The 22,579-nt window shown below is 59.2% G+C and carries 26 protein-coding genes and 1 riboswitch; of the genes, 10 read left to right on the top strand and 16 right to left on the bottom strand.

The features are described from left to right. The first annotated feature begins 2 nt into the window (after positions 1–2). Positions 3–173: riboswitch (molybdenum cofactor riboswitch) on the top strand. A gap of 99 nt (positions 174–272) precedes the next feature. The 3 genes from H9X81_RS08810 to H9X81_RS12020 are packed head-to-tail and all read left to right on the top strand — an operon-like array spanning position 273 to position 2,470. Then, positions 273–830, top strand: a complete 558-nt coding sequence (locus tag H9X81_RS08810) for an ECF transporter S component (protein WP_204721363.1) — start codon at positions 273–275, stop codon at positions 828–830. Between the two features lie 13 nt (positions 831–843). Continuing rightward, positions 844–1,344 carry a molybdopterin-dependent oxidoreductase gene (locus tag H9X81_RS08805; protein ID WP_204721362.1) on the top strand — a complete coding sequence of 167 codons (501 nt, stop codon included), beginning with the start codon at positions 844–846 and terminating at the stop codon, positions 1,342–1,344. Continuing rightward, entirely contained in the window at positions 1,337–2,470 is a 1,134-nt protein-coding gene (locus tag H9X81_RS12020; RefSeq protein ID WP_204721361.1) for an NTP transferase domain-containing protein, read from the top strand. The genes H9X81_RS08805 and H9X81_RS12020 overlap by 8 nt, the downstream gene beginning before the upstream one ends. An 85-nt stretch (positions 2,471–2,555) precedes the next feature. Here H9X81_RS12020 and H9X81_RS08795 read toward each other — a convergent pair whose 3' ends face one another. The 9 genes from H9X81_RS08795 to H9X81_RS08755 form a co-directional block, all read right to left on the bottom strand. After that, positions 2,556–3,128, bottom strand: a complete 573-nt coding sequence (locus H9X81_RS08795) for a DJ-1 family glyoxalase III (protein ID WP_204721360.1) — start codon at positions 3,126–3,128, stop codon at positions 2,556–2,558. 42 nt (positions 3,129–3,170) lie between these two features. After that, positions 3,171–3,659, bottom strand: coding sequence for a hypothetical protein (locus H9X81_RS08790; protein ID WP_204721359.1), 489 nt, complete (start codon positions 3,657–3,659; stop codon positions 3,171–3,173). Between the two features lie 10 nt (positions 3,660–3,669). After that, positions 3,670–4,263 carry a DUF3795 domain-containing protein gene (locus H9X81_RS08785; RefSeq protein WP_345941539.1) on the bottom strand — a complete coding sequence of 198 codons (594 nt, stop codon included), beginning with the start codon at positions 4,261–4,263 and terminating at the stop codon, positions 3,670–3,672. A 133-nt stretch (positions 4,264–4,396) separates the two neighbouring features. Beyond that, positions 4,397–6,010, bottom strand: a complete 1,614-nt coding sequence (locus tag H9X81_RS08780) for a gamma-glutamyltransferase family protein (protein WP_177502452.1) — start codon at positions 6,008–6,010, stop codon at positions 4,397–4,399. 25 nt (positions 6,011–6,035) lie between these two features. Beyond that, on the bottom strand, positions 6,036–7,604 hold the full coding sequence (locus H9X81_RS11975; RefSeq protein ID WP_204721358.1) for an oligopeptide/dipeptide ABC transporter ATP-binding protein: 1,569 nt from the start codon (positions 7,602–7,604) through the stop codon (positions 6,036–6,038). Continuing rightward, positions 7,601–8,578: an ABC transporter ATP-binding protein gene (locus H9X81_RS08770; RefSeq protein WP_204721357.1), complete on the bottom strand. Its 978-nt coding sequence runs from the start codon at positions 8,576–8,578 to the stop codon at positions 7,601–7,603. The genes H9X81_RS11975 and H9X81_RS08770 overlap by 4 nt, the downstream gene beginning before the upstream one ends. A 219-nt stretch (positions 8,579–8,797) precedes the next feature. Then, positions 8,798–10,351 carry an ABC transporter substrate-binding protein gene (locus H9X81_RS08765; RefSeq protein WP_204721355.1) on the bottom strand — a complete coding sequence of 518 codons (1,554 nt, stop codon included), beginning with the start codon at positions 10,349–10,351 and terminating at the stop codon, positions 8,798–8,800. 92 nt (positions 10,352–10,443) lie between these two features. Next, positions 10,444–11,337 (bottom strand): ABC transporter permease, encoded by an 894-nt coding sequence (locus H9X81_RS08760; protein ID WP_204721353.1) that lies wholly within the window; start codon positions 11,335–11,337, stop codon positions 10,444–10,446. A gap of 10 nt (positions 11,338–11,347) precedes the next feature. Next, positions 11,348–12,289 (bottom strand): ABC transporter permease, encoded by a 942-nt coding sequence (locus H9X81_RS08755; RefSeq protein WP_204721351.1) that lies wholly within the window; start codon positions 12,287–12,289, stop codon positions 11,348–11,350. Positions 12,290–12,508: 219 nt separating this feature from the next. Here H9X81_RS08755 and H9X81_RS08750 point away from each other — a divergent pair, with 219 nt between their 5' ends. The 4 genes from H9X81_RS08750 (at position 12,509) to H9X81_RS08735 (ending at position 14,793) form a co-directional block, all read left to right on the top strand. Beyond that, positions 12,509–12,667, top strand: coding sequence for a hypothetical protein (locus H9X81_RS08750; protein WP_204721349.1), 159 nt, complete (start codon positions 12,509–12,511; stop codon positions 12,665–12,667). A gap of 443 nt (positions 12,668–13,110) precedes the next feature. Continuing rightward, positions 13,111–13,728: a helix-turn-helix domain-containing protein gene (locus H9X81_RS08745; protein ID WP_204721347.1), complete on the top strand. Its 618-nt coding sequence runs from the start codon at positions 13,111–13,113 to the stop codon at positions 13,726–13,728. Between the two features lie 61 nt (positions 13,729–13,789). Beyond that, a complete protein-coding gene (locus tag H9X81_RS08740) occupies positions 13,790–14,569 on the top strand; it encodes a hypothetical protein (protein ID WP_204721345.1) in 780 nt (259 codons plus the stop codon). Positions 14,570–14,589: 20 nt separating this feature from the next. Continuing rightward, positions 14,590–14,793, top strand: a complete 204-nt coding sequence (locus H9X81_RS08735) for a hypothetical protein (RefSeq protein WP_204721343.1) — start codon at positions 14,590–14,592, stop codon at positions 14,791–14,793. 81 nt (positions 14,794–14,874) lie between these two features. Here H9X81_RS08735 and H9X81_RS08730 read toward each other — a convergent pair whose 3' ends face one another. Genes H9X81_RS08730 through H9X81_RS08720 form a run of 3 tightly spaced genes read right to left on the bottom strand, consistent with a single transcriptional unit; the run spans position 14,875 to position 16,166 of the window. Continuing rightward, complete coding sequence (locus H9X81_RS08730) at positions 14,875–15,189, bottom strand: TIGR04076 family protein (protein WP_204721341.1); 315 nt, start codon at positions 15,187–15,189, stop codon at positions 14,875–14,877. After that, the gene (locus tag H9X81_RS08725) at positions 15,186–15,596 is read right to left on the bottom strand and encodes a peptide deformylase (RefSeq protein ID WP_204721339.1); all 411 of its coding nucleotides are present in this window, start codon (positions 15,594–15,596) and stop codon (positions 15,186–15,188) included. The genes H9X81_RS08730 and H9X81_RS08725 overlap by 4 nt, the downstream gene beginning before the upstream one ends. A gap of 3 nt (positions 15,597–15,599) precedes the next feature. Beyond that, positions 15,600–16,166 (bottom strand): SGNH/GDSL hydrolase family protein, encoded by a 567-nt coding sequence (locus H9X81_RS08720; RefSeq protein WP_204721337.1) that lies wholly within the window; start codon positions 16,164–16,166, stop codon positions 15,600–15,602. Positions 16,167–16,352: 186 nt separating this feature from the next. On the opposite strand from H9X81_RS08720, the gene H9X81_RS08715 reads away from it, so the two are divergent. Further along, positions 16,353–16,736, top strand: coding sequence for a hypothetical protein (locus tag H9X81_RS08715; RefSeq protein ID WP_204721335.1), 384 nt, complete (start codon positions 16,353–16,355; stop codon positions 16,734–16,736). Between the two features lie 63 nt (positions 16,737–16,799). Here H9X81_RS08715 and rbr read toward each other — a convergent pair whose 3' ends face one another. Further along, the gene (rbr, locus tag H9X81_RS08710) at positions 16,800–18,896 is read right to left on the bottom strand and encodes a rubrerythrin (protein WP_204721333.1); all 2,097 of its coding nucleotides are present in this window, start codon (positions 18,894–18,896) and stop codon (positions 16,800–16,802) included. Next, the gene (locus H9X81_RS08705) at positions 18,863–19,240 is read right to left on the bottom strand and encodes a transcriptional repressor (protein ID WP_191392079.1); all 378 of its coding nucleotides are present in this window, start codon (positions 19,238–19,240) and stop codon (positions 18,863–18,865) included. The genes rbr and H9X81_RS08705 overlap by 34 nt, the downstream gene beginning before the upstream one ends. A gap of 293 nt (positions 19,241–19,533) precedes the next feature. Between H9X81_RS08705 and H9X81_RS11890 the strand changes: the two genes are divergently transcribed. Then, positions 19,534–20,274, top strand: a complete 741-nt coding sequence (locus H9X81_RS11890; RefSeq protein WP_243424110.1) for a hypothetical protein — start codon at positions 19,534–19,536, stop codon at positions 20,272–20,274. 45 nt (positions 20,275–20,319) lie between these two features. Here the strand turns inward: H9X81_RS11890 and H9X81_RS08695 are convergent, their stop codons facing one another. Together H9X81_RS08695 and H9X81_RS08690 are read right to left on the bottom strand one after the other, a co-directional pair. Next, positions 20,320–21,231 carry a hypothetical protein gene (locus H9X81_RS08695; RefSeq protein ID WP_204721331.1) on the bottom strand — a complete coding sequence of 304 codons (912 nt, stop codon included), beginning with the start codon at positions 21,229–21,231 and terminating at the stop codon, positions 20,320–20,322. Positions 21,232–21,268: 37 nt separating this feature from the next. Next, the gene (locus H9X81_RS08690) at positions 21,269–21,667 is read right to left on the bottom strand and encodes a hypothetical protein (RefSeq protein WP_204721329.1); all 399 of its coding nucleotides are present in this window, start codon (positions 21,665–21,667) and stop codon (positions 21,269–21,271) included. Positions 21,668–21,907: 240 nt separating this feature from the next. Here H9X81_RS08690 and H9X81_RS08685 point away from each other — a divergent pair, with 240 nt between their 5' ends. Then, positions 21,908–22,564: a hypothetical protein gene (locus H9X81_RS08685; RefSeq protein ID WP_204721327.1), complete on the top strand. Its 657-nt coding sequence runs from the start codon at positions 21,908–21,910 to the stop codon at positions 22,562–22,564. Positions 22,565–22,579: the final 15 nt, after the last annotated feature.

Here is a 22,579-nt window from a genome sequence, read left to right as displayed (position 1 = left end):
GAATACCAACTGTATTTCGAGCCTGGCAGCCTAAAGCGGTCTGCCATGGGTGCCAGGCCAAATTCCCGGGACAGTTTCTGTTCCGGCGGATTTCGGGGCAGCGAGGGGAAACGCTCCTGCCTTCCGGCGCACAGCCGCCCTTTGTTTTGAAAAGAAATACCACAAATCAGCCGGTTTCCCCGGGGAGCATCTCTCCGGGAGGGATGGGCTGTGACCGGGTATGTCTTTTTGCAGAAAAGAGATACCCGGTCTTTTTTATGAAAAGAGAGGAAATGAAACCGATGAAAACAATGCCCCGGCAGCGATTTACCCTGCGGGAACTCTGCCTGATGACCTTCCTGGCGGTCTTTGGAATGCTCTTCAAGCCGCTGGTATCCCCGGCCTTCAATCTCATCACCGATTTTGTCCGGGTGCCCGGCGGCAGCATGACTGCCGGCTTCAGTCTGCTGTTCCTGGTCTTTGCCGCCGCCCGCATCCGCAAACCCGGTACAGCCCTGCTCATGGGGCTGGTCCAGGCTGCCATGTCCCTGAGCATGGGCATCTCCGCCACGGCGGGGATTCTGGTGTTCATCACCTATACCATGCCCGGCGCCGCCATCGACCTGATCCTGTGCAGCGGCTGGTTTGACCGCTTCCCCCTGAAGCTGCGCATGAGTGCCGCCGGCGCGGCAGGCGTGCTGGCAGGGGCAGCCTTTACCAATATGCTCTATTTCCGGCTGCCGCTCACGGCTTTCCTGCTGTTCTACCTGCTGGGAATCCTGTCCGGCGCCTGCGGCGGTGTGTTTGCCTGGCATCTGTCCCGGCGGCTGCCGGCATCGGTTCGATTCTGAGGAGGAAACTACTATGAAACGCTATGCAAAATATCTCATTGGACTGGCAGTGATCGCCGTGGTGGCAGTGCTGGTGATGGTCAACCGGAATTCGGTGCAGGAGGACATCGACCGTGCCTCTGCCAGGCAGCTCTCGGTGGTGCTGGACGGTGTGGAACAGATCTACGAGTACAGCGAGGAAGATCCCGCCTATGTGGAATTTGACGCCCAGATGCGCAAGAAGAACGGCGATGTCTACGACAATCACTACGCCGGCATGCCGCTGAGCACCATTCTGGAATCGATGGGCGCCGCAATTCAGGAGGACAGCGCTGTGACTGTGACCTGTGCCGACCAGTATGAGATCCAGCTCACCGGTGCCGAGATCCTGGCGGAAGGGAATGTCTATCTGGTGACAAAGGAGAACGGCGAGCCTCTGCCTGAGGAGAGCGGCAGCTTCATGCTGGTGATCACCCAGGACGAGTTCTCCACACGCTGGGCCAAGAATGTGGTGAAGGTGAGCTTCGGTGCGTAACAGCATCACGCCGCTGCCGGGCGGACGGCTCCGGAAGGAGTACCGGGGCACTCTGGCCTGGAAGCGGGAGATCACCCTGCTGCGGCAGATGGCAGGCAGCGGGCTCTGTCCGGAACTGCTGGACGCCCCGCTCCGGCAGGCGGAGATGGCCGAGTGCCCGGGAGTGCCGCTGGGAGAGTGCATCCGCACGGCTTCCCGGCAGGAGGCCCGGGAGATGGTGGCGGCACTGGCAGCCTGGACCGATGCCTTTGAGCGGGAGTATCACCGGCGCACCGGACAGACAGCAGTGCTGGAGGATCTCAGCCCGGGGAATTTTCTCTGGGACGCCGCCAGCCGGAAGATCACCGGGCTGGATTTTGAGTTCTGGCACACCGGGAGCCCGGCGGAGAACCGGGGCGGACTGCTGTGCATGGCAGAACGGCTGAAGGCGGCGGAGATCACCGGCGAGGAGCTGACCGGGGAGCTGTACCGGCAGTTCCGCGGCGGGTTTGACCGGGCAGAGCTGGAACACCGGGCTGCCCGGGCCCGGCAGCAGACGGCTCTGCGCCAGCGAGCCATGCCGCTGATCCGCCAGACAGCGGGGGTGATCCTGGCCGGGGGACAGTCCCGGCGGATGGGCAGTCCCAAGGCGCTGCTCCCCTGGAAGGACGGCTGTTTCCTGGATCAGGCCATCGATACCCTCTGGGTGTTTGACCGGCTGCTGCTCTCTGCCAATGAGCCGGTGTACCGGCAGTTCGGCTGTCCGGTGCTGGAGGACCGGCACCGGGGGATCGGCCCGCTGGGCGCCCTGCACACAGCCCTGCTGGATGCCGGGCGGGAGTGGGTGTTCCTGCTGCCCTGTGATATGCCCTATTTTCGCACCGAAACGGTACTGGAACTGTTTGCCCAGGCCGACCCCGACCGGGACGAGGCCTGCATCTTCAGTGCCGGCGGGCATCTGTTCCCCACCGTAGGGCTCTATTCCCGGCGGCTGCTCCCGGCGGTGGAGCGGCAGATCGCCTCGGGGGAGTACCGGCTGCGGGATCTGTTTGCGGGCCGGGCTGTGCGGGTGCTTCCGGCAGACCGCCCCGGGGAATTTGTCAATGTCAACACCCCGGGAGAATACCAGGCGCTTCTTACAATATAAAAAAGCACCTCTTTCAGCGAAACCCTGAAAGAGGTGCTTTTTTTTGACGGTCAGAATCCGGCGGCGTTTTTAGGCGCTGCGGGGATCAGTCATTGTATTCCTTGAGTGCCCGGTAGAGGAAGCGCTCCTTGATAAAGGCGCTGTCCCCGCCCAGCTGATCCACCAGCGCAAAGGCAAAGGGCAGAGCGGTGGCAGGACCCCGGCTGGTGATGAGGTGGTCGTCAAAGGCCACCGTGTCGGTGCTATAGCGGGCATCTTCAAAGAGGGGCTCCAGCTTGGGGCCGGGATAGGAGGTCACTGTCTTTCCGGCGGTGATCCCCGCCTTTGCCAGTACTCCCGGAGCGGCACACATGGCTGCCACATACTTTTCCGGCTGGGCGGCATACCAGCGCAGCAGCTCGGTCAGGCGGGAATCGGCTGCCATGTTGTCCGCAGCGCCCCAGCCGCCGGGCAGGACGATCATATCATAGTCCCGGAAGCCCTCGCTGTCCAGGATACGGTCAGCCATCAGGCGCATGCCATGGGCGCCGGTGACCAGCTCCCCGGTAAGGCTGACCGCATGGGTTTCAAACCCCGCCCGCCGCAGTACATCGATGATGGTAACGGTTTCCCCTTCCTCAAAGCCCTCTGCCAGTATTACCATAACGCGTCGATCCATCCGAACCGCTTCCTTTCTTTCATCATTGCAGGTGGGTGTTCTTTACTCCCGGGTGAGGTCCAGACCCTCCGGGCCCAGTACCACCGAGCCATCCCGCAGGGAGATATAGGGGGAGAATTCCGCTTCCCCTTCCTCGCAGCGCAGACGGATTTCGGCATCCGGGAAAATATCGCTGATATTGCACTGGAGGATCAGCGCTTCGCAGTCCGGGTCGGAGTAGACCAGCCGGGCTTCGGAGGTATTGATGTCCAGCTGGCTTACCTCCAGCGCAGTGCCCGGATAACGGGGCAGAATCAGCCAGTATTCCCCGTCCGAGAGATGCAGCACCGGGGCCTCCTCAATCCCCGGACAGAGGTCGGCATACCGGGAGAGATCCCCGGTGTCCTGCCAGCCCAGCCAGGCGGCAGCATAGAGCTGTCCCTCCGTATAGGGGAGTTCCGCGGCCCGGGACGCCTCCGCGTCCGGCGAAGGGCTGCAGGCAGTCAGAGCCAGTGTGAGCAGCAGTGCCGCTCCCGGAAAGAATCGTTTCATATCCATCACCTCAGGATTGGGTTTTCGGGTTCCGGCGCAGCTTCAGTTCCAGCCCCTGCCGGTCAGATGCGGCCCGGAGCAGGGTTTCCGCTGTCCGGGCACGCTCCTTGGGCGGCAGTTCCCGGAGGCCGGGCTCACTCCCGAGCTGTTTCAGCACAGCACGCAGCTCGGGCAATGGAAGCAGATAGGCCGCCGTCCGGAACAGGGCCTTGTGCCGTCCGTCGTTGTACCCGTTTAGAAGGCATTCCAGCAGGCGGGTTTTCTCCCGCATCTCTGCCAGCAGGGGTTCCAGCCCCACAGCCTGCAGATGGTCCAGATCCCGCTGACGGGTCTGGTGCGGCACAAACGAGTCACAGGCGTCAAAGCCGTCATACCGCTCACAGGGATAGCGGGCGTATTGGGTGCAGAACGCCACCCCGCCCTGTTCCAGTGAACACCGGGCAATGGCACAGCTCTGGTTTCCGGCACCGCCGCCGCAGCCGGGACAGTGACCGTCCAGATGCATGGGGCAGAGGGCACACTGCAGCCCGCACAGCGAAAAGAGCGGCTCTGTACGGTTGAATCCTTTCACCGGGATCGCCTCCATCTCTCTGGGAAATTTCACTCCAATTATAGCAGATTTCCGGGCAAAAATCACGGACCCCCGGCATACCCAGTAAAAGCAAAAACCCCCGGATCGGCAGTCATTCGTGCCGGCCCGGGGGTTTCGGTTTATGGATTTGTGTGGAAGAACCGGTTTACCAGCAGGCAATATTGCTGTCGGTACGGCCTTCGGTGCCGCCCACCAGGGTGCCGTTTTCCAGTTTGAGGATCATCTGACCCCGTCCGAAGGCCACATTGTCCAGCGCCACCTGCACATCGTGTCCCCGCAGGGCCAGCTGCTTGGCGATCTCATTGGAGAAGCGGTCCTCCACCTGGAAGGTCTTGCCCTTGATCCACTGCCAGCGGGGGGCATCCAGCGCCTGCTGGGGATTGAGATGGAAGTCCACCAGGTTCATTACCACCTGTACATGGCCCTGGGGCTGCATATAGCCGCCCATCACGCCGAAGGGACCCACCGCTTCGCCGTCCTTGAGCAGGAAGCCGGGGATAATGGTGTGGTAGGACTTCTTGCCGGGCGCCAGAGCGTTGGCGTCCTCGGGATTCAGGGAGAAGTCGTGACCACGGTTCTGCAGGGAGATGCCGGTGCCCTCCACCACAATGCCCGAGCCAAAGCCCATGTAGTTGCTCTGGATAAAGGATACCATGTTGCCCTCGCCGTCAGCGGTGCAGAAGTAGACGGTACCGCTCTTGGGGGGCAGTTCGGGGCAGGGCTCGGCGGCGGTATCGGTGATCTGGGCAGCCCGGTGCGCACCGTATTCCGGAGCCAGCAGATCCGCCGGAGTTACCTTCATGTACCGGGGATCGGTGACATGGTATTTGCCGTCAGCAAAGGCGATCTTCATGGCCTCCCACTGCTTGTGGTAGGTGTCGATGGATTCCTTCTCGGGGAAGGAGAACTCCTTGAGGATATTCAGCGCCATCAGTGCCACGATGCCCTGACCGTTCGGCGGGATCTCGCAGACGGTATAGCCCCGGTAATCCACCGAGATGGGCTCCACCCACTGGGGCTGATACTCCGCAAAGTCCTCGGCACAGAAGAAGCCGCCGTGCTTCTGGCTGTCAGCAACGATCTTCTCAGCCAGAGCGCCCCGGTAGAAGCTCTCGGCCTGGGTACGGGCGATCTCCTCCAGGGTGTCGGCATGGTCGGGCAGGCGGATCATATCACCGGCTGCGGGACAGCGGCCCTCCGGAGTGAAGGTATCGAACCAGGCGGCATACTCCTCACCCTGGAGCACGGTGGTGAACTTATCATAGGCACGCTTCCACATCCGGGCCAGGTTGGGGGAAGCCGGATAGCCTTCCCGGGCATAGCGGATAGCCGGAGCCATGCTCTCGGTCATGGGCAGAGCGCCGAAGCGGTTGGCCACAGCGGCCCAGGCAGCCGGAGCGCCGGGAACCATGGTGGGTGCCCAGCCATAGGTGGGCATGGTTTCGTGACCCTGGGCCTTCAGGGCGTCAATGGAGATGTTCCGGGGGGAGAAACCGCTGGCGTTGAGGCCGTAGAGCTTCTTCTCCTTTTCCACCCAGATGAGGGCAAAGGCATCGGAACCAATGCCGTTGGCGGTGGGCTCGCAGACAGTCAGGGCAGCGGCAGTGGCAACGGCAGCGTCCATGGCGTTGCCGCCCTTCTTCATGGCTTCCAGACCGGCAGCCGCAGCCTGGGGGCTGGAGGCACAGACCATGCCATTGCGGGCATAGATGGGATAGCGTACCGAGGGATAGGGCAGGTAGTTGGGAATGAACTGCATAGCGGACTCCTTTCGTGAGATGGGATCAGTCATAGAGATGGCAGGCCACCAGATGTCCGGGGGCTACTTCCCGGATGGCGGGCTTTTCGGTTTTGCAGCGGTCGGTGCAGTGGGGGCAGCGGGTGTGGAAGGGGCAGCCCTTGGGGGGATTTACTGCCGAGGGCACTTCGCCTTCCAGCACGCCCGAGGCATCCAGGCCATCCCGGACTGCCGGACGGGGAACCGCATCGAACAGGGAGCGGGTATAGGGGTGCAGGGGCTTGTCAAAGAGGGCATGGCTGGGGGAGAGCTCACAGAGGTTGCCCAGATACATCACCATGACACGGTCGCAGAAGTGCTTGACCACGCCCAGGTTGTGGGTGATGAAGAAGTAGGTCAGACCCTGCTGGTCCCGGAGTTCGTCCAGGAGCTGGAGGATCTGTGCCTGCACCGATACGTCCAGGGCAGAAACTGACTCATCCAGCACCACGAACTTGGGGTTCAGGGCGATGGCACGGGCAATGCCCACACGCTGCTTCTGACCGCCCGAGAGCTGATGGGGATAGGAGTCATACTGTTCGGCCTTGAGGCCCACCCGGTCCAGCAGTTCCAGGGTCTTTTCCTTTTTGAGCTGGGGGCCGTAGTCGGTGTGGATGTCAAAGACTTCCTCAATGGCCTTGCCGATGGACTGCCGGGGGTCGAGGCTGGCAGCCGGGTCCTGGAAGATCATCTGCATATCCCGGCGCAGCGCCCGCAGTTCGGACGGGGAGAGCTTGCCCAGGTTGATGCCGGTTTCATAGTTGCGGTCCAGCTTGTCCCAGTATTCGGGATCGCCGCACCGCTCGGTGATCATCTGGATATTCTTCCCCCGGAAGGAGAAGGCCTGTTCCCGCCATTTCCGGGCTTCGGCACGGTACTGGGCCGCCTGGGTGCCGTATTCCTCCAGTTCCTTTTCAGCCTGGGCATCGGCCTGACCCTCCACCAGAGCCTCGCCGTAGCGGGCGTCCGAACGGTCGTACTGTTCCTGGGCCTCCCGGGCCTTCAGCGAACATTCCAGCGCCTTCTGGAAGAGCTGCTGGATCTCGGCGATGTTCTCGCACAGGATCAGCGAACCGGCGGTGCGGGAGCCCTCCCGGAGCTGCCGGGAGGCATCCTTGCGCAGCTCATGGGAGCGGTATTCCAGCTCGGCGATCTCCTTGGAGAGCTTCCAGTGCGCCTTGACCTCCCGGTCAGTCCCCTGGGCGGACAGGGCATCCAGCCGGGTATTGAGCTCGGCGATCTTCCGGTCGATCTCCAGGGACTTCTGGTAGAATTCCTTGGCCTTCTGCTGGTACTGGGTGAGATGGGCGATCTCCTTGGCGACATAGGCAGGGGAAACCTCCTCCAGGGATTTGCCGTAGTACACACAGGCGCCGCTGGTCTGGGGATAGAGCTGGAGGATCACCCGGCCCAGGGTGGATTTGCCGCAGCCGCTTTCGCCTACCACGCCGAATTTCTCCCCCTCATAGATCTTCAGGGAGATATCCTCCACTGCCTTGAGGTTCACGCCTTTGCGCACCGGGAAGTATTTTTTGAGTTTGTTCAGCTCCAGGAGCACTTGTTTCTGATCGCTCACTTGTTTTCCTCCTCTACCTTGTGACAGGCCACAAAATGGCCGGGCTCATATTCCAGCGCCTGGGGCACTTCCTGCCGGCAGCGTTCGGTGGCATAGGGGCAGCGGGGATGGAAGCGGCAGCCGCCGATCTCCTCGGTGATGCTGGGGAAGGTGCCGGGAATGGGCCGGATCTCGAATTCATCCGAGTCCACATTGGGGACCGCTGCGATCAGGCCGTTGGTATAGGGGTGCAGCGGATTTTCGAAGATCTGCCGGGTGGCGCCCTCCTCCACCTTGGAGCCGGAGTAGAGCACGATCACCCGGTCGGCGATCTGGGCTACCACGCCCAGGTCATGGGTGATGAACAGGATACCGGTTTTCATATCCTGCTTGAGCCGGTTCAGGAGCAGCAGCACCTGCTTCTGGATGGTTACATCCAGGGCGGTGGTGGGCTCATCGGCAATGAGCAGCCGGGGCTGGAGGGACATCATCATGGCGATCATGATGCGCTGGCGCAGGCCGCCGGAGAGCTGGAAGGGATACTGCTTCATGCGTTCCTCGGCATTGGCAATGCCCACCTTTTCCAGATAGGAAACAGCGGTGGCATGGGCTTCGGCCTTGGACATTCCAAGGTGCTGGCGCAGGCCCTCCGTGAGCTGATAGCCGATGGTGAGCAGGGGATTGAGGCTGGTCATGGGCTCCTGGAAGATCATGCCCATTTTCTTGCCCCGCACCTGTCCGAGCTGACGGGGGGACATGCCCAGCAGTTCCTCACCGCAGAGCTTGATGCTGCCGCTGCGGACAGCGCCGTTTTCCGGCAGCAGTCCCATGACCGAAAGGGTGGTGACGCTTTTGCCGCAGCCGCTTTCGCCCACCATGCAAAGCGTTTCGTTTTCATGGATCTCAAAGGAAATATCCCGGATTACCGGATATTCCTTCTTGTTGATCCGGAAGGTGGTTACAAGATTTTTGACTTCCAGAACGGTGTCTGACATGGTAGATAGTCCTCCCGAAGTTCGATGGTCAGTAAGTGGTTGGATAACAGACGGCTGATGGTACAGCCAAAGGGATCAAGCCGAAAAAACCGCCCGGGCTGGCTGTTCACCGAAACTGGAAACAGACCGCCCCGGACGGCTTACGGCAGGGTGCGGCAGCGCCGCAGATGGATTACAGGCAGCTGGGACTGCTGAAAAACGGGGTTGTCAGTTCCCGGATCAGTTGCAGGTGAACTCGTTCAGGTAGAAGTAGCCCTGGCTGTTCACGGTCACATTGCCATAGGCGCTGTTGTAGGCATAGCGCTGTTCGGCGTTCATGATCGGCACAGCATAGGCCTTTTCCATGAGCAGCTTGTTGGCAGCTTCCAGAGCCGCGATACGCTCATCATCGTTTACAGTGGTCTTGCTCTCCAGTACCAGCGCGTCAAATTCGGCGTCGTTGATCCTGGTACGGGAGGAAGCGGTGCTCTCCCAGTTGGGCTCCAGCAGCTCGGTGCCGTCCCGGGTCACATTGCTCCAAGCCGCCAGGGTGATGTCAAAGCGGTTATCAGCCTTGCTCTCGGTGAGCCAGGCAGCCCAGTCCATGGTCTCCAGCTTTACATTGTTGAAGCCGGCAGCCTTGAGGTTGGACTCGAAGTATTCGCCCATGGGGGTATAGGTGGGATTGCTGGGGATCAGGAAGGTGATGGGTTCATCTGCCCAGCCGTTTTCCTCGATCAGCTTCTTGGCGCCTTCCGGGTCATAGCCGATGTAGGAGCTCTCAGCTTCCTCGGTGTAGCCGAAGATCTTGGGGCCGATGATGCTCTTGGCATGCTCAGCATGGCCTTCCATGATGTAGTTTACATAGCCTTCGGTATCCAGAGCCTTGGCAATGGCAGTACGGAAGTCCTGGTTTGCCATCAGGGGGTTCACATAGGAGTTGGGACGCAGCACCATGTAATAGATCTGGGCGGTGTCAGCGGTTGCCAGGGTCACATTGGGCATTGCCTCCACACGGGACAGGTTTTCCACAGTGATGGAGGGCATCAGGTCAGCCTCGCCGGTCTCCAGACGGGAGAGGGCAGTGGATTCCTCGGTGATGACGGTGTAGGTCACATCCTTGATCTGAGCCTTCTGGCCCCAGTACTCATCGTTGCGGGTGAGCACCACATTGGAGCCGGATACAGCGCTTACAAACTTGTAGGGGCCGGTGCCGCAGGGCTGTACCATCAGATCCTGGTTCTGCTGGGCAGTGGGGGAAACGATAGCCGAGTTCACATGGGAGAGCTTTGCCAGGAATACGCCGTCGGGATAGCTCAGGTGGAATACAACGGTGTTCTCATCGGGAGCTTCCATGCTCTCGATGGAGCTTGCCAGAGAGGCACGGGTGGAGCCGAAATCGGGGTCCTTGATGCAGTTGAAGGTGTTGATGACAGCGTCAGCATTGAAGGGAGTGCCATCATGGAAGGTAACACCGGAACGCAGCTTGACCGTTACAGTCTTGCCGTCCTCGGAATACTCAGGCAGGCTCTCTGCCAGCAGGGGAGTGAAGCTGCCATCGTCCTCCAGGCGGTAAAGGGTCTCATAGAGCTGGTTGTTGACGCTGGAGGAAACGCTATCGTTGGTGCGCAGCGGGTCAAAACCGGAGTAGTTGGAGGTCATGACAACATTGAACATCTTGTCCCCGGAAGCACTGGCAGTGGAGGAGTTGTCACCTCCGGAGCAGGCGGTCAGAGCCAGGGTCATCGAGGCGGCCATCAGGGCAGCCAGCCATCTTCGGAAAGGTTTTTTCATTGGGTATCGCTCCTTTTTTGTGGTCTTTTTATTGTGGTTGTATGTAGAGCTGTCCGTGGGGAACGGATTGCTCAGGGAAAACAAATGATGCGTCAGTCACGCAGGCTGGGGTCCAGGATATCCCGGAGCTTGTCGCCCAGAATGTTGAAGCAGATAACAGTGATCATCACGGCAACGCCGGGAATGATGATGAGCTCGGGGGCTTCCCACATGAAGCCCTTGCCGGTGGCGATCATGCTGCCCCATTCCGGCGCGGGAGCCGGAACGCCCATCCCCAGATAGCTCAGGGTGGAGATGGAGATAATGGACGAAGCCATGCGCATGGTGGCAATGACGATGATCAGCGGCAGGGCATTTTTGAGCACATGGAAGAAGATGATGCGGAAATCGGTGGCGCCCAGCGACCGGATCGCCAGGATATAGTCCTCCTGCTTGATCTGCAGCACCTTGCCCCGGACCATACGGGCGAAGCTGGGTACTGACCAGATGCTGATGGCCAGGGTGGCATTGAAGGTGCTGGAGCCGAGCATGCCGATGATGAGCATCGCCAACAGGACACCCGGGAAGGTGAAGAGCAGATCCATAAAGCGCATGATGGGGTTATCCAGCTTGGGATAGTAGCCAGCCAGCATGCCCAGGATCACGCCCAGGAACAGGCCCATGGCAGTGGATACCACGCCCACGGCGAGGGAGACACGTCCGCCCCAGAGCAGACGGGACAGGGTATCCCGTCCCAGGTTGTCGGTGCCCAGCAGATAGCCGGGTACATAGGAGGCCCGGACTGCCGGGTCACTGCTGAACTTGGCCCAGAAGCCGGGGGCAAATTTGATGGCCGCATTGGTGGCTTCGGGGTCATGGGGTGCGATCCAGGGGGTGATGAGAAGCAGCAGTACTTCCAGCACCAGCAGGACAAAGCAGAGAGCAGCCAGTTTGTTTTTCAGAAGTTTTTCGGTGGCTTTCGCCAGGAAAGAGGGTCGTTTTGTCATGGCTTGCTCCTTATTCATACTTGACTCGGGGGTCTACCAGGCAGTAGATCAGATCCACCGCCAGATTGATGAGAACGAACATGGTGGCAATCACCAGGACGGTGCTCTGTACTACCGGGTAGTTGACCGTATTGATGGCGTTGATGAGGTAGGTGCCCAGGCCATTGATGACAAACACCTGCTCGGTGATGATGGCGCCGCCCAGCAGGCCGCCGAAGCTGGTGCCGAACTGGGTGAGCAGCGGGATCATGGCATTGCGCAGGGCGTGGACGAACACCACTTTCTTCTGGGGAATGCCCTTGGCCTTGGCGGTGCGGATATAGTCAGACTGGAGCACATCCAGCATGGCGGACCGTCCGATGCGCATGAAGCTGGCAATGGTGGAGGTGGACAGGGCCAGAGCCGGCAGAATGGCCTGCCGGAAGCCGGTGGGAGTCCAGAAGAAATCGGTCATGCCGCCGGTGGGCAGCCACTTGAGCTTGACGGCGAAGATGAGCATGAGCATGGTACCCAGCCAGAAGTTGGGAATGGAGATGGCAAACAGCGATGTGGTGGTGAGCAGGTTATCCAGCCAGGTATCCCGCTTGAGCGCGGTGAGGATGCCCAGCGGAATGCCCACCAGTACAGCGATGAGGATAGCGGCAGTAGCCAGGTTGATGGTAATGGGCAGGCGCACGGCGATCTCATCGATGATGGGCTGGCGGGTGGCATAGGAAGTTCCCAGATCCAGGGTGAGGAGATTTTTCAGATAGATGCCATACTGAACCAGGAATGGCTTATCCAGACCCAGGCTGGCCCGGACATTGGCGATTTCTGCTTCGGTGGCAGCGGCACCGGCAACCATCTGGGCCGGGTCCCGTGGAGTGATGTACAGGCTCGCAAAGACAATAAAGCTCATACCGAACAGCAGCAGAACTACCATTGCAAGTCTTTTGGCAATATAGCGTTTCAAATCAAATTCTCCTCTCGCACAAGGACTGAAAATCTGTCCTCCTCTGAAATACAGGCGGTTGTTCCTGGAAGTCAGCGAAGACTTGAACAAAATTATACTTGCATTTTTATTGAAAAGCAATAAAAATGCAACAAATATCTTTTTCAATCCAGGTATTTCATAGCAATTTACAAAAAAGTAAGATTTCTTCATGGAAAGCTGGTGTAAATCACAAAGAGTATGAATGAAAGCTATGAGCTTCCATGCAAAAAATATGGGGTGAATTGGGCAAATTCAGTCGTTTGTGACGGGAAAATGAATAATAACTTGCGTTTTTATGCATCCAAAGAAAAACAGAAACAATATGAAAATATAGAATTCTTTTGTGGAGGTGTATGAAGCCGGATCTGACCGCAGTGTGAAGACAGTGGGCAATCCCGCAGGAGCTGCTGCATTGCAAAATGGTGCATTTCCTGCAAAAATGACGCTCCCCCGACCAGTGGGAGGGTCAGGGGAGCGTTCCGGGTGAGCGGATGGGCAGTTTGTCAGAGGGCAGAATCCTTCCGGAGCACATGGTGCTTCCTTATATATAAGGAGGGACGGCAGGGCTGCCTGAGGAGGGACGGCAGGGCTGCCTGAGGAGGGACGGCAGGGCTGCCTGACCGGGCTGCACAGCTCCGGAAACAGGCGGCGGATTTCCCGGGAAACAGCCGGAAACCCCGGATGTACAGCATGATTTCGCCCATGTAACCTCTTGTTGCGGAAATGTCGCAGAAAGGTGGTGGTATTTTTCCGCTCAATCCGGTAAGATAATCTCAGCGGAGTGCCAAGGAGGAATACCTATGAAACGATCTGAAAAGATCACAGCCCAGCGCAAAGCCGATGGACTTTCCCAGGAGGAGCTGGCAGACCGGCTGGGTGTATCCCGGCAGGCGGTATCCCGGTGGGAACAGGGCAGTGCTCTGCCGGACGCGAACAATCTGGTGCAGCTCAGCCGGACCTTCGGGGTCACCACCGACTATCTGCTCCACGATGACTATGAGAACGACCAGGATCTTCCGCCGGTGCGGGAGAACCGGGAGACCCACTTCCGGCAGCTCTTTGCCATTCTGGTGATGCTGGAAGTCATGGTGCTGATCATCCAGTTCCTGGCGGTGTTTGTACTGCAGAGCGTCTTTTTCGGCATTCTCAGCTTCCTGCCCATGGTGGCAGTCGTCGGCGGTTTTGAATATGCCTGGCAGAAAAATCCCCGGCCCGCGCCGTCGGTACGGCGGTTCCGGCTGCGCTTTTATCAGGTTACAGCCTGGTTGGGATTCTATTTCCCGGTGCGGCTGTTCATGGAGAAACTGGCTGTCTGCTATCCCCGGCCCTATCTCTCCATTGTGTTTGAGGCAATCACGCTGGCTGTCTACCTGACAGCTGCCTTCTGTGTGACGCTGGAACTGGAAAAGCGCCTGTGATCTGGTTTCCCTGACACCGGAAACAGACAGCGGATCACAGGCACCGAAAGGAGAGATGAGAATGGAACTCAAACAGGTCTGGATGTCCCGGGATACCCAGAAGCAGAGCCGGTACAGCCTGCGCACCCTGGGCGGCATTCTGGGGATCGTGATGCTGGCCCTGGTGCTGACGCTGGGAGGTACGGTTCTGGGTTTTATGAATGGCTGGCCGATGCGGATTGTTTCGGTGGGGCTCTGGCTGGGGGTCACGGCACTGATGGTGCTGCTGGCTCTGCGGTTGGGACGAAATACTGTGCGGGATGCCACCCTCTATTTCCTGACCCGGGACGACCGGCTCTTTGTGGCGGATGCCCGGCAGCTGGCGGGTATGGGACATTCAGCGCTTGACTGGGCCAAGGGGACCGTCCGGGTCCAGCGGCGTCTGCGGGAGATGGCCCGTTCCCCGGTTCTGCCCGCCGCCGCTGAGGAGATCCTGCGGGTGGAGCAGATCCGGGAGAACCGCACCGGTTATGCGGTCACCTGTCAGCTGCGCCGCTTCGATCAGACGGTGACCCGACGCACCTGCTTCGTGATCCGGGGCCTGGAGGATCAGGAGACCCTGCTCCATCTGCTGGAACTCCGGGAGGGGTGGTCGGGCTCCCCGGAACTCCGGGAAAACCATACTCTGCACGGCTTATTGCTGAGCGTTCTGGCGGCGGGTGTCGCCGGAGTGCTCTGTGTACTGAGCCATCCGGCGGTGGGACAGCTCCCGGTCGGCATCTACTACCCCTGCCTGGCAGCGGCGTTCGGGGCAGTCTGCGGCGCGGTATGGTTCGGGGTGCGGCAGCACCGGGGCGAATGAGCGGCACAAGGAGGCACAAAATGGCCTACACCAAAGAAAAACTTCAGGAGGCCAAACGGCAGATCGACTCCACCCTGCACAAGCTGCGGGAAACGGTCAGGACGCTGGAGGGGAAGGAAAATCCCAGCCGGTATAAATCCCAGATCACTCTGGCGAACCGTCGCATCCAGGCCTTTGGCCTTGCGGTTTCGCTGATTGAGCGGGAGCTGGAACAGCTCTCCTGAATATACGAAAAAAACCGGAGCTTCTGGCAGAACCAGATGCTCCGGCTTTTTATGCGGTCTGGCGGGGGAGAAAAGAGAGGGTCAGTCTGCGTCCTCGTCCAGGGCTTCCACCAGGAAGCTCACCGGGCGGAAGCCATCGTTGCAGGAGAGCATGGCAGACCGGGGATTTTTCATCCAGCCGTCATAGAAGCCCTCTCCGCCGTGGCTCAGGGCCAGCACAAAGGGGGAGAGTGTATCCCAGGCGCTCTGACAGAACCCGTCAGGCTTTTCCCAGCCGTTGGCAAGGAACACCTGTCCCAGCTCCATGTCACAGGGGTGTTCCATGGGGTTTTCATACTGTTTGATCAGGTCGTCATACCGGGCGATCCGCATGACGGTGATCCGGCATTTCTTCATATCAGTATCCCCTCGCAGTGGTCAATCTCATGCTGGATAATCTGGGCAGTCCAGCCGGTGAAGGTCTTGATGCGGGTCTGGAACTGTTCATTCTGCCAGCGCACCTTAATGGAATTCCATCGCCGGACCGGACGGGTGCCGGACAGGGAAAGACAGCCCTCCTCGGTGTCATAAGGGGCAGAGCGCCGGAGAATTTCCGGGTTCAGCATCACCAGATAGGAGCCTTCGTTCTCCACGGCAATGATGCGCTTGTTGACGCCGATCATGTTGGCAGCCATGCCCACACAGCCCTCCTTGTGGAAAATAAGGGTTTCCAGCAGATCCGCTGCCGCCGGAAGATCCTCCGGCGCGGCAGGTTCTGCTTTCTGTGCCAGAAAGTGTTCGTCTTTGCAGATTTCACGGATCATGGTTCAGTTCTCCTTGTGTTTTTGTATCACAGATGCCAGGGTTTCAGCCGCAATCCGGCTTCCCAGGGCATTGGGGTGGACGCTGTCGGCAGCGTAGAGATTCTCAGTGCGGGAGCGCTCAAGGAACTGCTCTCCCACCTCGGCAAGCAGGGCGTGATTCTCCCGGGCCGCCTGCCGGTAGGCCTCCGAAAGGGTCCGGGCCATCGTCTCATAGTCCCAGCCCTTGGCAGCCAGTTTGGCGCCGCCCTCCTGATAGGCCCAGGTGGCATAGAGAACCGGCACTGCTCCGGCGGTACGGATCTGGGCGCAGAGCCGCTCCACGCTGGCAAAGAAGCTCCCCGGGGAGGTGCAGGGGCCGTGGCTCATCTCCTGGAGCACGACATAGTCCCAGTGTTCCCCGGCGAGGGCGGCCTGGGTACGGGCGCCTAAACGGGTACCGGGGTTCAGGTGTTCCGCAAGCCGTGCCCCGCCCCGGGTATGGCAGACCACCTCCGCCCCGGTGAGGGCCGCCAGCTGACCGGGCAGGTCATTGGCGGTGGTAAAGCTGTTTCCCAGCATGAGGATGCGCATGGTTTTTCCCTCCTATTCGGTTCTGGTTTGATTGTACCATACCAGCGCCCCGATGGATATGCGGAATTTTCAAAAAATGTTCATCGGGGGTTGAATCCTGTCTGGCAGAATGAGTACAGAAAAAGCCGCGCCCCAAAAACAGACAGGCGGCTTTGAAGCCAGACTGGAAACGGGAGGGACAACAGTATGAAACGAGGACACAAGGCAGCGCTTCTGGGCGGACTGGCAGTGGGAGCGGGGGTGACCGCCCGCCGCTGGTGGCTGATCCGGATGCCGCTCAGGGAATTTACCCGTTATGCGCTCTATATGGCGGTGCTGGATGATGAGATCTGCCGCAATGAGCTGGAGGGCTGCCGGATCGGCGATGAGGTGATCCGGTTCCCGCCCAGGGCTGAAACGCTGCAGGACCGGTATCAGATGTTTCTGCGGATGAACCGGAAAAAGAGCCGCCGGCAGCTCCGGGAGGAGATTGCCGGAATGGAGGAGCGGCTCCGGGAGTCCCGGCAGTATATCGGGAAGCCCGGTGAACAGCTGGAAGTGGAGATCCGCCGGAACCCCCGGAAGAAATAGAAACCGGACACCCCGGCACAAACGAAAAAAGCACCCGGTATCCGGGTGCTTTTTTTGATGGGATCAATAGTTGTCGCTGTGGATTTCGAAGAAGCTCCTGGAGTACAGGCAGGTGGGGCAGACCTCCGGAGCGGCGGTGCCCACAACGATATGACCGCAGTTGCGGCACTCCCATACCTTTACTTCGCTCTTTTCAAAGACCTGGGCGGTCTCCACATTGCGCAGCAGGGCACGGTAGCGTTCCTCATGGCGCTTTTCGATGGCAGCTACCAGACGGAACTTGGCAGCCAGTTCCGGGAAGCCCTCTGCTTCGGCGGTTCTGGCAAAGCCGTCGTACATATCGGTCCACTCGTAGTTTTCCCCTTCAGCGGCATGGAGCAGGTTGGCGGCAGTATCTTCAACGCCGTGCAGCTCCTCAAACCACATCTTGGCATGGGCTCTTTCGTTCTCCGCCGTCTGCAGGAACAGGGCAGCGATCTGCTCATATCCCTCCTTCTGGGCGATGGAGGAGAAATAGGTGTACTTGTTCCGGGCCTGGGATTCTCCGGCAAAGGCCGCTTCCAGATTCTTTTCGGTCTGGGTGCCGGCATATTTATTGCCGCCCTTGGACGGCGCCGGGGTCTCCTCGATCAGCTCAAAGGCAGAGGCGGGCTGCATGCAGATGGGACAGGTAAAGTCCTCCGGCAGGGTTTCGCCTTCGTGGATATAACCGCAGATGGTGCATCTCCATTTTTTCACAGGTTTTTCTTCCTTTCTATGCAGGAGTTCGCTTCGGTCCTGATATGTGGTGTGAAGCATCTTTTCAGCCAGCTCACTGAGGGGCTTGCCATAGAAGGTCTTGTAGACCTCGAGGATCTCCGGGTTTTCATGGCTGGTGCGCAGGGTCATTGCCTCATCACGCCGGTAGAGGGCAGCAATGCGGCTCTTGCGGATTTCATCGGCATTTTTCCGCAGATCCTTGGGCTGTCCGCCGCCGCCGATGCAGCCGCCGGGACAGGCCATCACTTCCACAAAGTGGTACTGTTTGCCGCTTTCCTTCATCTGCCGGAGGAAGGAACGGGCATTGGCAGTGCCGTAGACCACCGCAACCTGCAGGGTCAGGTCCCCGATCTGTACCTGGGCTTCCCGCACTCCTTCGTAGCCCCGGAGCGGGCTGAGATGGAGCAGTTCCCGGGGCGCAGCCTGACCGGTGAGGTATTCATAGGCGGTGCGCAGAGCCGCTTCCATTACGCCGCCGGTGTTGCCGAAGATGACGCCGGCTCCCGAGGCCTTGCCCATGAGGGAATCATAGGCGGAGTCCTCCAGGGCGTTCCAGTCAATGCCTTCGGACTTGGCCCAGCGGGCCAGTTCCCGGGTAGTGATCACCTGATCGGTATCCCGCATGCCTTCCACACCGTGATAGTCAGCGGCAGCATGCATCTCTTCCCGCCGGATTTCAAACTTCTTGGCGGTGCAGGGGGTCAGGGTCACATGGACAATCTGCTTGGGGTCCAGACCCATCTTCTGGGCAAAGTAGGTTTTTACCGTGGCGCCCTGCATGCCGATGGGGCTCTTGGCACTGGACAGATGGGGCAGCATTTCCGGCGCATAGATCTCCGCAAAGTGGACCCAGCCCGGACAGCAGCTGGTGAACTGGGGCAGGGGACGGTCCTTTTCTGTGATGCGGCGGATCAGTTCGCTGGCCTCCTCCACAATGGTGAGGTCGGCGGCAAAGTTGGTATCCAGCACATAGTCAGCTCCCAGTGCCCGCAGCAAGGCTACCATTTTTCCTTCCACAAAGGCACCCGGCTCCATACCGAATTCCTCCCCCAGAGCAGCACGGACTGCCGGGGAAGTGCTGACAACTACAATCTTTTCCGGATCAGCAATGGCCTTTTTCACCTGGGCGCTTTCGTCCCGTTCGGTGATGCTGTCCACCGGGCAGACATTGGCACACTGACCGCAGTAAATACAGATGGCTTTTCCTCCGGTTTCTTCCAGAGTATAGGTTCCATGTACCCCGATCAGATTGGTGCAGGCAGTTCTGCACATACCGCAGCGGATACATTTTTCTTCCCAGCGTACAATACCGGGATTGTCCTCTTCAATGGGAACACGGACAGATAGTGGCAGATGGTTCAGTTTTCTCACATTCCTTTCTCTTGGATTTCCTTCCTGCATTCTTCACACAGGTAGTTGAGTTTCAGGTCATATGACAGGATCGAAATTCCGGCCTTTTTTTCCAGTTCCGCAGTGAGATCCCCCAGATCAATATCCGAGAGTTTGCCGCATCGTCTGCATACCAGATGGTCATGGCGCTGAATGCGGTCATACCGGTCGGGCATGCCCTCCACCGAAACCTTGCGGATCAGATCGTCCTGCCACAGGCGGTTGAGGTTGTTGTATACGGTGGCCAGCACCACAGTCGGATAGGTTTGCCGTAAGGCATCAAAGATTTCCTCCGCAGTCATGTGACTGCGGGAGGAGCTTACGATTTCCAGAATTTTCTTTCCGTATTTTGTCACAGTTTCCTCACCAGTTTTTAGAATTATTCTAATTTTAATTATAGGCTTTTTGTATGGGCTGTCAAGGTGCAGAACCGCCAAAGCTGACGGCGGAATTTTAGACAATGGAAAGAAAATTTGTGCATAGCACACGGAACTGTACAGATGGGAAAGTGCACTCTGCCGAAAGCTGCCTGGTGCGGGCCATCCGGACCCGCGCAAAGAAAGGACAGAGCGCCGTGCCGCCTTGCGCCTGCCCGGTTCCGGCGATATAATGGGATTATGAGATCGTCGGGGATTGGGGGGAATGCGGCATGAAACAACTGTCCTGGGAAGAGTATTATGATGGGTTCTATGACTGGTCGCCCAGCACCCAGAAACGGTATGCCGGACGCCTGTCCGGATACGGGCCGGCGGAAGAGGTATGGGAAATCGCGCAGGAGCTGGAGTGTGAGGACAGGGCTTTTGCGGCAAAGTTTGTGGAAAATGCCTTTGCCGGAGGGGTGCGGTTCACACCGGAACAGGTGCTGGAGATGACAGATACCGTGGACAAGTCCCTTTTGGGGAAGATTGCCGAGCAGACCGCAGTGCCCTTCGACCGGGACCAGCTGGAGGAGATTTATCTGCTGATCGATGACAGCGCCTTTGAGCGGATCTCCCGGCGGGCGGGGATCGATATTTTTGAGGACGAGGAGCCGGACTTCGGGCTGGAGGACGGGATACTGAGCTATCATTCGGAGAAGGAGAACCACCCCACGGAGATGGATCAGGAGGCTTTTGCGGAACTGGCCCGGAGAGTGGGAATAGACGCCCCACGGCACCAGGAGCCGCCGTCCCCGCCCAGGGATAAGCCGGGATTTTTCACCCTGCTGGCAGCGGCGCTGACAGGTGTTAGCCTGGCTGACCGCACCCGAGACCAGGAAAGGCGCTGCAATGGTGACTGCGCCAACTGCCCGCCGCACTATGGCTACCGGCACGGACGCTGGTATTACGGGAAGGGCCACCAGTATGGCTGCGAGTTCGGCGGCAATAAGGGCGATGGCAGTCTGGATTAGGCGGTATAACAGAAAAAGCAGAGGAGACAGGCTTCTCCTCTGCTTTTATTTGTGCTCTGGATTTGTGCGGTACTGAGAGATCTGTTCCCGGAGTTTTTCCCATCGGGCTGCCAGAATCCCGATGACCCTCTGTTTTTCCTCCTCCGGGAAACCCGGAACACGGAGGGGGTTCAGGAGGGATTCGATCACCTGTCGGTTGATGACCGGCAGCTCCATGGAGGCGACGGACTCCGGCTGGCTGTCCGCGAGGCGGCACCAGTCCAGGTACAGGGAGTCCGTTTCCCCGGCGGCGAACCGGTCATAGTCTGCCAGGGCTGCGAAGAGGGACAGATTGTGGTCAAAGATGGGAGCCAGCGCAAGGGGCTGCCCGGTGGCTTGGTCACGGAGGACGCCGAAGTTGTAGGGGTGGCGGTCGGTGTTGAAAACCAGGGCATCCAGCAGGACCATTCCGCGGTAGCTGTCCGCTATGGCAGGGGACAGGCGCCGGAGGAGCTGTTCATTCTTCACAGCGTCCCCTTTTCTGCACCCAAGCCCCGCAGCCGGTTCGAAATTCAGGGTGCCGGATGTGAAGTCAGGCGTCTTTACGGCGGACAGGGAAGCCGGGGCACGGCAGTCCAGCACAGCGCTGATCTCCGCCCGGTCTGCCAGCTCATACGATGCCATGGAAAGACCCAGATAATTCCCGATTGCCTGCACCGCCAGCTCGGAAAAGGTGTGCTCCGGAAATCCGCGTTTATAAAGCCACCACCTTCCGTTTTCCAGGTGCCAGCATTTTTCAAATCTGCCTGTGTTGGTCAGCTCGGCACAGCGGTATCCTGCCGGGAGGGTTATACCCGCTGAGGAACCGAGCAGGGCTGTTTTTGCCAGCAGATCCTGATGAAAGCGGATCTGTTCATAGGTCCCGGGGCAGCCCGAATCCTGAATCCAGAAGTGATCGGTGATTGCGGCACCATTCACCGAGAGAACGATCTGTATGGGGTCAGCCTGCTCCAGATCAAGCTCTCGCAGGAGAAAGCGGGCCTTCGCCAGTGCCGCCGTCCATGGTGCCGGTTACGGTATAACAGGTCAGTTCACTGGAGTCAAATACCTGATCGCAGAGATACTGGAATGCCTTGGCGTAGCCCTCGCAGACCACCTTGGTTTCCGGATCATCGTCGAAGACCCTGATGATGCCCCAGGCATTCATGTCGTAATCCGAAGCAGCCGCGGCCTCATCATTGTAAGAAACAAGCTCGCAGATCTTCTGAAGGATCGCTTCCAGCTTTTCATCTGTTGTGCCGCCGCTGCTCTTGATCTCAGCAGCGATCTTCTGGGCATTCTGGATAGCTATGGCCGAGTCCTTCACCTGAACATCAGTATCACTGCCATTCTGGTAGGCCTCAGCAACCTTCATGGTTACAGTTATTTTTACAAGGCTTGCTTCGCTTCCAGTGCCTGAGAATGATGGCTCCAGACCATATCTGGCAGTTTTGTCAAACCAGAACAGATCCTGGGGACAGTCCACCAGCAGACATCCGAGCAGCCGGTCCAGGTTAACGGCCTCGTTAAAAGCCTGCTGAACTTCGTCCGAATCAGCTCCTGACAGGGTTGGGATATCCTCTCCGGTCTGCAGAATTCCTCCTACGTCATCGCTGTGCTGCTGGTGAACGGCGGCGCCATCGGCGTAATCCTGGGAACCAAGGCCATCGACCGGCTGGTGGACTATGCGCTCTACCGTCTCAAGGATAAGGGGATTGTTGTGCTGGTTCCCGCGGTGGTCTTTATCATGGGACTGGTCGGAGCCTTCGGCTTTGGCGACCATCTGGTGGCATTGGTGCCGGTGGGTGTCATGCTGGCACGGAAACTGCGCCTGGACCCGCTGGTAGCCATCGGCCTCACCGGCCTGGCAGTCCTGATGGGCGCCTCCTGGAGCCCCACTGCCATCATTGTTCCCTGGACCATGATGGGAGTACCGCTGTTCAGCGGCTTTGCGGTGCGGTTCTGTATGATGCTGCTCATTACGGCGCTGACCAGCCTTCTGGTGACCCGCTATGCCCTGAAGATCCATAAAGACCCCACCAGATCCCTCACCGGCAATACCGATTGGCTGACCGCTGACACCGGCGAGAGCAAGGAACTTGCCGCGACAACCCTTCGCACCACTGATATTCTCATCACCCTCTGTTTCTTCGGACAGTATCTGCTCATTGTCCTGTGCATGTCGGTGCTGGGAATGCCAAGTCAGCTGCGGGCGTCTTTCCCCGGGAGAGGACAAAAGCCCCCTCTTGGCAGCACGGACAGGACTCCATAGAAAAATCCCGCCGCG

This window comes from Hydrogenoanaerobacterium saccharovorans (assembly GCF_016901815.1).
GTDB classification, from domain to species: domain Bacteria; phylum Bacillota; class Clostridia; order Oscillospirales; family Ruminococcaceae; genus Avimicrobium; species Avimicrobium caecorum.
The sequence above is the reverse complement of the archived record's forward strand: the minus strand, read 5'-3'. Positions and strand labels throughout refer to the sequence as shown.

What these genes read in the sequence shown, in the direction of transcription:
- H9X81_RS08770 (WP_204721357.1), bottom strand. Translation starts at nt 8,578, where the DNA reads ATGTCAGACACCGTTCTGGAAGTCAAAAATCTTGTAACCACCTTCCGG.
- H9X81_RS08745 (WP_204721347.1), top strand. Translation starts at nt 13,111, where the DNA reads ATGAAACGATCTGAAAAGATCACAGCCCAGCGCAAAGCCGATGGACTT.
- rbr (WP_204721333.1), bottom strand. Translation starts at nt 18,896, where the DNA reads ATGCAGGAAGGAAATCCAAGAGAAAGGAATGTGAGAAAACTGAACCAT.
- H9X81_RS08810 (WP_204721363.1), top strand. Translation starts at nt 273, where the DNA reads ATGAAACCGATGAAAACAATGCCCCGGCAGCGATTTACCCTGCGGGAA.
- H9X81_RS08750 (WP_204721349.1), top strand. Translation starts at nt 12,509, where the DNA reads ATGAATGAAAGCTATGAGCTTCCATGCAAAAAATATGGGGTGAATTGG.
- H9X81_RS08760 (WP_204721353.1), bottom strand. Translation starts at nt 11,337, where the DNA reads ATGACAAAACGACCCTCTTTCCTGGCGAAAGCCACCGAAAAACTTCTG.
- H9X81_RS08730 (WP_204721341.1), bottom strand. Translation starts at nt 15,189, where the DNA reads ATGAAGAAATGCCGGATCACCGTCATGCGGATCGCCCGGTATGACGAC.
- H9X81_RS08795 (WP_204721360.1), bottom strand. Translation starts at nt 3,128, where the DNA reads ATGGATCGACGCGTTATGGTAATACTGGCAGAGGGCTTTGAGGAAGGG.
- H9X81_RS11890 (WP_243424110.1), top strand. Translation starts at nt 19,534, where the DNA reads ATGAAACAACTGTCCTGGGAAGAGTATTATGATGGGTTCTATGACTGG.
- H9X81_RS08780 (WP_177502452.1), bottom strand. Translation starts at nt 6,010, where the DNA reads ATGCAGTTCATTCCCAACTACCTGCCCTATCCCTCGGTACGCTATCCC.
- H9X81_RS08720 (WP_204721337.1), bottom strand. Translation starts at nt 16,166, where the DNA reads ATGCGCATCCTCATGCTGGGAAACAGCTTTACCACCGCCAATGACCTG.
- H9X81_RS08735 (WP_204721343.1), top strand. Translation starts at nt 14,590, where the DNA reads ATGGCCTACACCAAAGAAAAACTTCAGGAGGCCAAACGGCAGATCGAC.
- H9X81_RS08725 (WP_204721339.1), bottom strand. Translation starts at nt 15,596, where the DNA reads ATGATCCGTGAAATCTGCAAAGACGAACACTTTCTGGCACAGAAAGCA.
- H9X81_RS08740 (WP_204721345.1), top strand. Translation starts at nt 13,790, where the DNA reads ATGGAACTCAAACAGGTCTGGATGTCCCGGGATACCCAGAAGCAGAGC.
- H9X81_RS08765 (WP_204721355.1), bottom strand. Translation starts at nt 10,351, where the DNA reads ATGAAAAAACCTTTCCGAAGATGGCTGGCTGCCCTGATGGCCGCCTCG.
- H9X81_RS08690 (WP_204721329.1), bottom strand. Translation starts at nt 21,667, where the DNA reads ATGAAGGTTGCTGAGGCCTACCAGAATGGCAGTGATACTGATGTTCAG.
- H9X81_RS08715 (WP_204721335.1), top strand. Translation starts at nt 16,353, where the DNA reads ATGAAACGAGGACACAAGGCAGCGCTTCTGGGCGGACTGGCAGTGGGA.
- H9X81_RS08805 (WP_204721362.1), top strand. Translation starts at nt 844, where the DNA reads ATGAAACGCTATGCAAAATATCTCATTGGACTGGCAGTGATCGCCGTG.
- H9X81_RS08790 (WP_204721359.1), bottom strand. Translation starts at nt 3,659, where the DNA reads ATGAAACGATTCTTTCCGGGAGCGGCACTGCTGCTCACACTGGCTCTG.